Raw genomic sequence first — 11,114 nt, 5'->3', positions numbered from 1 at the left:
ATATTAATAACTGTGTTCATCATGTATTTGAAAACAAAGTTCAACAACAGCCTGATGCGGTTGCTATTCGTTTTTATTTTGACAAAAATTTTAAAAATGAAACAACTTTAACTTATAAAGAACTTAATAGAAAAGTGAATAAACTTGCACATTATCTTCAAAAAAAAGGAGTTAAGCCCGAAGTTTTAGTCGGAATATGTATCCCACGTTCACCCGAGTTAGTGGTTGCGATTTTGGCAGTTCTCAAAGCGGGTGGTGCCTATGTTCCACTCGATCTTAACTATCCTTCAGAGCGGTTAGGCTTTATGCTCTCTGATGCACAAGTTGCTATGGTATTAACCACTGAAAAGTTAAATTCACAGATAGCAAAGCATATCCCATCAACTGCAATTTCAAATATTAGAGAAAACAGGAATATTATTGATTTTGAAATTGATTATAATCCTAAAAATTCAGTAACCATACACAATTTAGCCTATGTTATTTACACCTCGGGTTCAACGGGAAAACCCAAAGGAACGCTGTTAACCCATCAAGGGCTTATTAATTATTTAAACTGGGCAATTCAAGAATATGATTTCGTTAAGGGAGAGGGTTCTCCCCTACATTCTTCAATCGGATTTGATGCCACAATTACCAGTTTATTCTGTCCTTTATTAGTGGGAAAAACAGTTTTTATATTGCCAGAAAATCAAGAAATAGAAGGTTTAAGCGAAGCTTTGAGTTCAGAGACTCAATTCAGCTTAGTTAAAATCACTCCCGCTCATTTAGGAATATTAAGCAAACTTCTGTCTAAGCAATCAAAAGTAAGTCCAATAAATTCATTGATTATCGGTGGAGATGCTTTGATCGCTGAGAGCCTTTCTTTCTGGCGTAAATACAGTCCAAAAACCCGATTAATTAATGAATACGGGCCGACAGAAACAGTCGTTGGATGTTGTGTTTATCAGGTGCAAACTCAAGCTTCTCTTTCAGGTTCAGTATCCATTGGTCGTCCGATTGCAAACACTCAAATTTATATCTTAGATCGATATTTACAACCTGTTCCAATTGGTGTCCCCGGTGAACTCTATATAGGAGGTTTAGGTGTAGCTAGAGGTTACTTAAATCGACCACACTTAACAGCGGAAAAATTTATTCCTAATCCTTTTAATACAAATAAAACTCAAGACCGTCTCTATAAAACTGGAGATTTAGCACGATATCTCACCGATGGTAATATAGAATATTTAGGACGCCTAGATCATCAAATAAAAATTAGAGGTTTTCGCATCGAATTGGGCGAGATAGAAGCAGTATTAACTCAACATCCAGAAGTTCAAGAAGCAAGAGTTACAGTTCAAGAAAATTCAAATCATCAGCGCTTAGTTGCTCACATCATACTTCACTCTGAAATTCAAGATTCTGGCTTAGAGATACAAAATAAACTGCATCATTTTCTCAAAACTAAACTTCCCCATTATATGATTCCAAATGCTTTTATTGTCCTATCTGCCTTTCCACTAACTCCAAATGGTAAAGTAGACCTTAAAGCTTTACCTAAAGTAGAGGAAGTGATAAAAACATCTTCTTCTGTGGCTCCGAGTACCTCTAACGAGAAAATATTAACGGAAATTTGGAGAGAGGTTTTAGGAAAAGAAAACATTGGAATTTATGATAACTTCTTTGAATTGGGAGGGGATTCTATCCAAAGCATTTCAATTATATCTAAAGCAACTCAAGTCGGCTTAAAACTAACACCTAGACAGATATTTCAGTATCAAACAATTGCTGAATTAGCGGCTATTGCAACCTCAAATCAACCGCTAAAAACTGAACAGGGTTTAGCAGCAGGTTTCGTTCCTTTGACACCCATTCAGCATTGGTTTTTTGAACAAAAACTTTTACATCCGCATCACTATAACCAGTCTGTTGTTTTGGAAGTTTCACCGGATATTAACTTTCAATATATTGAAGAATCTATTCAGCAACTGCTCAGACAGCATGATAGTTTACGATTGAGATTTAAACAGGAGAATACAGGCTACAAACAGTTTTATTCATATCCTGAAGAAACTATTCACGCCAGCTACATTGATTTATCAGGATTAACAGAAAATCAAAAAATAGAAGCCTATGAAACAGCTTTAGAGTGTTTACAAAAAAGCTTAAATATTTCCTCTAAACTTGTTCAAGCTGCTTTGTTTAAACTTGGAAATAATCAACTTTATCGTTTGCTCTTCATAATTCATCACCTTGCTGTTGATGGAGTATCTTGGCGAATTATTCTTGAAGATTTTGCACTAGCTTACAAACAACTGAGCCACCAAGAAAAAATAAAACTCCCCGCTAAAACAAGCTCTTATCAAGATTGGTCAACTGGCTTTATTTCTTATAGTGAATCTGAAAAAGTGACCTCTGAATTAAACTACTGGTTAGCTCAGTCCCAGAAATCAATTAATTCAATACCTGTTGATTTTCCTGTAGAAAATTCAGCCAATACAGTCGGTTCAACAGCTAAAATCTGCTTAAGTTTAGATATCAATGAAACTCAGCTAGTTTTAGAAGAAATCCCTAAAAGATTCAAGACAAAAATTAATGATATCTTGTTAACAGCCATCGTTCAAAGCTTTGCTCAGTGGACAGGTTTACGCTCGCTTTTAATTGACTTAGAAGGACACGGAAGAGAAGAACAATTATTTGAAAACATCAATATATCACGCACAGTCGGTTGGTTTAGTGCCATTTTTCCAGTCGTGCTAGAGTTAGGAACAATTCACAATACCGGAGAGGCTCTTAAGTGTATAAAAGAACAACTTAATCGTATTCCTAATCATGGTATGAATTATGGAATTCTCCGATATCTCAGCCAAAATAAAAGTGTGCGTTCTAAATTAAAAGCGGCTCCTCAAGCTTCTGTTATTTTTAACTATCTCGGTCAAATTAATCCGGTACAATCCGAATTTTTTACATTAAATATATCAGAGTCAAGTCAGTTCAACCGTTCTCCCGATCAAATTCGGCGTTATCTGTTAGAAATCAATGGGTTTGTGAGTCCAAATAAACTGCAATTGAATTGGATATATAGTCAAAATATTCATAAACGAGAAACTATTGAATATTGGGCTAATCATTTTATTACTGCAATAAAAGCTTTAATTACTTATGCTTCCACTCCAGAAGCCGAGGCTTATACACCATCAGACTTTTCCTCCGCCCGTATCAATCAAAAACAACTTGATAAATTTATAACAAAACTCAAAAAAACAAATTAACTAACATTAAACCCAATTAACCTGTAGTTTATTCTGAATTAATTTCAATGTCTAAACAAGATCTCGTTGATATATACGAACTTTCTCCCATGCAGCAGGGAATGCTCTTTCACACCCTGTATAATCCTAGTTCGGGTGTATATTTTGAGCAACGGAGTTGTTTAATTTCTGGAGAACTAAATACGCAAGCATTTAAGCAAGCTTGGCAACAGGTTATAACTCGACATCCCGTGTTGCGTACAGCCTTTTATTGGGAAGAATTAGAGAAGCTATTGCAAGTCGTTTATTCACAAGTTAGCTTACCTTTTATTGAAGAAGATTGGCAAAATTTAACACCAAACAAACAAGAGAATAAATTACAATCTTTTTTAATTGCAGATCGAGAAAAAGGTTTTAAACTAGATCAAGCTCCCTTAATGCGTTGTGCCTTATTCAAAGTACAAGAAAGCACTTATCAATTTGTTTGGAGTCACCATCATCTACTGATGGATGGTTGGTGTAATGGTCTGATCATCAAAGAAGTTTTAGCATTCTATGAAGCGTTTAAGCAAGGTCAAAGCTTATCGCTTAAACCCTCGCGTCCTTATCGAGAATATATTAGTTGGCTGCAACAGCAAGATATCTCTAAAGCAGAAAAATTTTGGCATAAAAATCTTAAGGATTTTACAAGTCCAACACAACTAACAATAGAATATTCTAAAAAGAACGAAGATGTTTACGGTAAAGAATATATCCAATTTTCCAGCATAGAAACAGTTAACATTCAGTCATTTTGTCAGCAACATCACTTGACTTTAAATACTGTCATTCAAGGGGCTTGGGCGTTACTTCTTAGTCGTTACAGTGGCGAATATGATGTTGTATTTGGTGCAACAGTATCAGGTCGTCCTCCCACTTTACCGGGAGTAGAATCTATTGTTGGGCTATTTATTAATACTCTGCCTGTACGGGTAAAAGTTTCTCCCCAAATGCAGTTAATTTCCTGGTTGCAAACTCTACAAACTCAACAAATAGAACGAGAGCAATATGCTTATAGTTCTTTAATAGATATTCAAAAATGTAGTGAAGTTCCTACAGGAACATCGCTATTTGAAAGCTTGCTAGTCTTTGAAAATTATCCCATTTCTCTCGATACAGTATTAAATCAATCAAACAGCAGCTTAAACATCAGTCAAGCTTGGGGTTTTGAAAAGACAAATTATCCTCTAGCGTTGTTTATTTTACCCAATTCTGAACTATTATTAAGGATAGATTACAACAAAAGTCGTTTTATTCCTGAAAAAATTCAGCAGATTTTGATAAACTTTAAAACATTACTGTTAGAATTTATTAGTAATCCTCAAGCGCGATTGTTTGAGTTATCCTTATTATCACCGACTGAACAGCATAAACTTCTGATTGAATGGAATAAAACAGAAACAGAAATTTCTCATAAAGCCGCTATTCATCAATTATTTGAAGCACAAGTTAAACAAACACCCGATGCTGTTGCGGTTGCTGACGAACATCAACAATTAACCTACAAAACCCTCAATTACAAAGCAAATCAGCTTGCACATTACTTACATAAACAGGGTGTAAAATCTGAACAATTAATTGGGATTTGTTTAGAGCGTTCTTGTGAGATGCTCATCGCACTTTTAGCCGTTATGAAAGTCGGTGCTGCCTATGTTCCTCTTGATCCTGCCTATCCTCAAGAACGTCTATTTTTCATAATAGAAGATGCTATAATTTCATTATTATTAACTCAATCTAACCTTTTCAATCACAACGGTAAAACAGATAAAGTTATTTATTTAGATGAGCAATGGGAAGCGATCGCACAACAGAGTTCCGAAAATATTGACTCTCAAATTTCACCTCAAAATTTAGCCTATGTGATTTATACTTCGGGTTCTACAGGTCAGCCTAAAGGTGTAGAAATTTGCCATAAAAGCTTAAAAAACTTCTTAATAGCAATGCGTCAAAAACCGGGTTTATTGCAAGAAGATATTGTATTTTCAGTAACAACACTTTCGTTTGATATTGCAGCATTAGAATTATATTTACCTATAATTGTAGGCGCTCGTTTAATAATTATCAGTCGTGAAATTGCTACAGATGGTGTTGCATTGCGTGAAAAATTAAGCATCTTCAATCCGACACTAATGCAAGCCACACCTGCAACTTGGCGAATGTTAATAGCTGCTGGATGGACGGGAAGCAAAAATCTCAAAATTCTTTGCGGAGGTGAAGCACTCGATCATCATCTTGCCCAACAACTTTTACAAAATTCTGAACAAATTTGGAATCTTTATGGCCCAACAGAAACAACTATTTGGTCAGCTATTTATCAATTAAATTTAAGTTATATTTCTCCCGAAAAATCGACTTATGTTTCAATTGGTCGTCCCCTGGCTAATACTCAATTTTATGTCCTAGATTCTCACCTACAACCTGTTCCAATTGGTGTTCAAGGTGAACTTTATATTTCAGGTTTAGGTGTAGCCAGGGGTTACTTAAACCGCCCTCAATTAACAGCAGAAAAATTTATTCCCAATCCTTTTAGTAAAAATAAAACCCAAGAACGCCTCTATAAAACAGGCGATTTAGTGCAATATTTACCCGATGGAAATCTTGAATACTTAGGACGGTCAGATGATCAAGTTAAAATTAGAGGTTTTCGGATTGAACTTGGTGAAATTGAAGCGGCATTAAATGAGTATCCAAAAATCAAAAAAGCGGTAGCTATAGTCAACTATGATCAAGCTGGCGAACAGCGTTTAGTTGTTTACTTTATTCGTGAAAATATAACTCAACAGTCACCAGAACAAGAATATAATAATCAAGCATTGCGCCTTTTTCTTGAGGAAAAATTGCCGAAATACATGATACCTTCCGCATTTGTAGAGTTAGAAGCCTTTCCTTTAACTCCCAATGGAAAAATAGATCGTCGTGCTTTAGCAGCGATTGAGTATCAACTTCCTACCACAAATAACAGCATTCAACCTCAAACACCAGTTGAAGAAATTTTAGTCGGAATTTGGGAAAATATTTTAAATTTACAGGGAATTGGAATTAATGAAAACTTTTTTGAATTAGGCGGACATTCGCTATTAGCGACTCGTGTAGTTTCGCAGATTAGACAAATCTTTAAAATCGAGTTTCCTTTGCGTTATTTATTCGATTTTCCTACAATTGCTGAACTTGCTCAACAAGTAGAGATTTTAACGCAGAATCATTTAAAACTCCCCATTTCACCCATTCAGCCAATATCTCGTTCTACCAATTTACCTCTCTCTTTCGCCCAACAACGACAATGGTTTTTATCACAGTTTGAGCCGAACAATCCTTTTTATAATATTCCTGTAGCTATTCGTTTACAGGGAACTTTAAACATTACAATTCTCAAGCAAACTTTTTCAGAAGTGATTCATCGCCATGAAGTCTTAAGAACTGCTTTTCACACTATTGATGGCAAACCCCAACTTTCTATTTCAGAAACTTGTGAATTAGACTTACAGATTATTGATTTAAGTCAGTTGTCTGAAACCAAGAAACAAGCAACAACTGAGCAATTTTTATTTGCAGAAACTCAACAACACTTTGATCTGGGTTCTAGTCCTTTATTTCGTATTAAGTTACTGCGCCAGAAGGAACAAGAACATATATTACTCCTGGCTTTCCATCATATTATTTCTGATGGTTGGTCAATGGGTGTATTATTACATGAACTCTCAACACTGTATCAAGCTTTTCTAAATCAAGAACCTTCTCCTTTAGAAGAATTACCCATTCAATATGTTGACTTTGCCAGTTGGCAGCGACAATGGTTAAAGGGTGAATTTTTAGAAAATCAGCTTTCTTATTGGCGACAAAAATTGCAGAATGCACCTACACTTTCACAGCTACCTACTGATCGCATTCGTCCAGCCATTCAAACTGTTCAAGGTGGCAGTTATACTTTTAATATATCCCAGCAATTATTAGAAGGTTTAAAAATACTCAGTCAGCAGTCAGGAAGTACCCTGTTTATAACGTTACTTACTGCATTTTATACATTAATTCATCGCTATACAGGCAATGAAGATATTATTATTGGCTCTCCAATTGCCAATCGTAACAGAGCCGAAATTGAAAAATTAATTGGCTTTTTTGTAAATACATTAGCTCTGCGAGTCGATTTATCAGGAAACCCAACCTTTGAGGAATTATTGCAACGAGTTCGTCAAGTCTCCTTAGAAGCCTATGTACACCAAGATTTACCTTTTGAACAGCTACTAGAAGAATTAAAAATTTCTCGATCTTTAAGTTACACACCTTTATTTCAAATCATGTTTGTGCTGCAAAATGCTCCTTTGAAAGAAGTAAAATTTTCAGATTTAAGTTGGAGTCCTATTGAGATTACTCGCCAAACAGCCAAGTTTGATTTAACTTTGTCATTAACAGAAACAGATGAGCATATCCTCGGAATTTTTGAATACAATACCAATTTATTTGAATCCAATACTATCTGTATACTCGCCGAGCATTTTAAAAACTTATTAAAAGCTATTATCGTCAATCCTGAACATAAAATATCTGAATTAACGTTATTAAATAAAGATGAAGAACAACAAATTTTAGTTGAATGGAATCAAACTAAAACGAATTATCCGCGAGAAGCTTGTATTCATCAACTGTTTGAACAACAGGTAGAACAATATCCTGATGCGATCGCTCTTACCTACGCCGATCAACAACTCACTTATCGAGAGCTTAATATTAAAGCCAATCAAATCGCACACTATCTGCGAAAAATAGGCACTAAACCCGATACATTAATCGGAATTTGCATGGAACGCTCACTTGAGACGTTTGTGAGTATTTTAGGGATTTTAAAAGCCGGATCAGCCTATGTTTTTTTAGAAAAAAACTATCCTCAAGAGCGCCTAGAATTTATCTTAGAAGATACTCAAGTTTCAGCAATAATTACTGACCTAAACAGCAATTATTTTGAAGCTTTAAATATTCCTATTTTAAATCTAGAGACAGATTGGCAAATTCTGAGCCAAGAAAGCTCAAACAATCCCATTCATCAAGTAACAGCAGAAAACATAGCTTATGTTATGTATACTTCCGGTTCCACAGGGAAACCAAAAGGTGTGTGTATTCCTCATCGAGGTGTGGTTAGACTTGTTAAAGAAAATAATTATGTAAACTTTAATACTGAAGAAATTTTTCTTCAAGCTGCACCTCTTCCTTTTGATGCTTCCACTTTTGAAATTTGGGGAGCTTTACTCAATGGTGGACGCATCGTTATATTACCAAATCATCAGCCTTCTTTAAATGAACTCGGAGAAATTATTAAACGATATAATATAACAACACTTTGGCTAACAGCAGGGTTATTTAATCTCATGGTTGATGAACAGCTTAAAAGTTTTAAAAATGTTCGTCAACTCTTAGCGGGGGGTGATATTTTATCGCTAGTTCATGTTAATAAACTATTACAAACATTCCCAGAATGTAAACTTATTAATGGCTATGGCCCCACAGAAAGCACAACATTTTCCTGCTGTTACTCCATGACAAATATTGATCAAATTAGTCAGTCTGTACCCATTGGTTATCCGATTTCTAATACTCAAATTTATGTACTAGATCGCTATCTTCATCCAGTACCTACAGGAGTTCCTGGTGAACTCTATATTAGCGGTGAGGGTCTAGCTAGAGGTTATCTAAATCGACCCGATTTAACGGCGGAAAAATTTATTCCTAATCCTTTTAATCCTCAAAGCACATCCCATCGTTTGTACAAAACTGGGGATTTAGTGCGATATAAAAAGAATGGAACGCTTGAATATTTAGGTCGTTTGGATAATCAAGTTAAAGTTAGAGGTTTTCGGATAGAAATAGGAGAAATAGAAGCCGTATTAACCCAACATTCATCGGTTCAAGATGTAGCTGTAATTACGGATAATCAACCAGGAAAAAAACGTCTTATCGCTTATGTAGTTCTTTATCAAAACTCAGAAGCTATTCAAAATCAATCTTTAAACATCCTTTCTCAACTTCGCTCTTTTCTCACCGAAAAGTTACCTGACTATATGATTCCTGCTCTTTTTATACCCATAGAATCACTTCCCCTAACTGCTAATGGAAAAGTAGACTATCGAGCTTTATCCCAACGAGAACTTATTCAATTGGAACCTCAATCAGAATTTGTCAATCCTGAAACTGAAATTGAAATGAAGCTGGCTGAAATTTGGTCAGAAATTCTTCAAATTGAGCGGGTAGGAATTCACGATAATTTCTTTGAGATCGGAGGAGATTCTATTTTGGCAATTCAGATTATTAGTAAAGCCAGTAAAGTAGGAATTCAGCTTACACCTAAGCAGATATTTCAAGCTCAAACCATAGCTGAATTAGCTGCAATTGCTACTGTAGATAAAACTATCAATAGCGAACAAGGATTGATAACAGGTTCAGTTCCTCTAACTCCAATTCAACATTGGTTTTTTGAAAATCATAAGCAAGATATTTATCACTTTAATCAGGCGACTTTGCTTGAAGTTCAACAAAGTATTGATATTGCTATTCTAGAACAGACTATTCAGCAGTTATTAATTCACCATGATGCACTACGTCTTCAGTTTGAGCAAACAGAATTAGGCTGGAAACAAACAATAACTTACCCCAACTCCGAGATACCGTTAACCTACTTTGATTTATCTAATCTTCCAGAACCTCAACAAAACCAAGCTCTTGAATTCACCGTCAATGAAATTCATAAAAGTCTGAACTTGTTAACAGGAAACTTGGTTAGAGTTGCGCTGTTAAATTTAGGATTTCATCGGGGTTATCGCCTGCTGTTTGTTATTCATCATTTAGCTGTCGATGGTTTATCCTGGCGAATTTTATTAGAAGATTTTAAAACCATTTATGAACAACTAAAAAGCAATCAAAAGCTTGATCTGTCTTTAAAAACTACATCCCTAAAACAATGTTCAGATGCTTTACAAGAATATGCAAACTCAGAGTTAATTCAACAAGAGCGAAATTATTGGTTAACCATTCTAACTCAAGAGACTGATTCATTACCTATAGATTACTGTCGGGGAAAAAACACAGTTCAAGCATCAGAAACAGTTACAATCTCTCTCAGCTTGGAAAAAACAAAAGCCTTGCTTAAAGATGTTACCTCGGCTTATAATACTCAGATTAATGATATTTTGCTAACGGCATTGACACAAACAATATCAAACTGGACAGGACAAAATTACCTTTTAGTTGATTTAGAAAATCATGGTAGAGAATCCATCCTAAATGATCTCAACCTTTCTCGAACAGTTGGATGGTTTACATCTATTTTCCCGATGCTATTAGAATTAAATACAATAGATTTAGGAGGATCAATAAAAACAATTAAAGAACAACTTCGTCAAGTTCCTAACTCGGGAATGGGCTATGGAATTTTACGCTATCTGGCTGCTTCAGAATCAAAAATTCCCAATTCTAAAGCTGAAATCTGTTTTAACTATCTCGGACAATTTGATCAAATGTTATCATCTTCTATGATAGGTGTAGCCTCGGAATCAAGCGGTCAAGCTCGTAGTTCCAAACAAACTAGAGCTTATTTGTTAGAAATAAATGGATTAATTATTCAAGGAAAACTAAAATTTAACTGGACATACAGCAAAAACTTTCATCATCGTACCACGATAGAAAAATTAGCAATGGACTTTAGAGAAGCTTTAAATCAGCTTATTAATCACTGCTGTTCCCCCGAAGCGGGAGGTTATACACCCTCTGATTTTTCATTGGCTGAACTCGATCAAAATCAACTTAATCAAGTTCTAAACCAAATAGAATTTTAAACCTTAAGTATTTCCAGAAAAT

General features: G+C 35.1%; 2 protein-coding genes. Both read left to right on the top strand.

What is annotated here, in order from left to right; translation table 11 throughout:
* Positions 1-3,254 (top strand): non-ribosomal peptide synthetase (locus WN50_RS18550; protein ID WP_049560177.1); only part of this gene is annotated, 3,254 nt, incomplete at its 5' end.
* Positions 3,255-3,301: 47 nt separating this feature from the next.
* Positions 3,302-11,092 (top strand): non-ribosomal peptide synthetase, encoded by a 7,791-nt coding sequence (locus WN50_RS18545; RefSeq protein ID WP_046277876.1) that lies wholly within the window; start codon positions 3,302-3,304, stop codon positions 11,090-11,092.
* Positions 11,093-11,114 lie beyond the last annotated feature (22 nt).

This window comes from Limnoraphis robusta CS-951, from assembly GCF_000972705.2.
The sequence above is the reverse complement of the archived record's forward strand: the minus strand, read 5'-3'. Positions and strand labels throughout refer to the sequence as shown.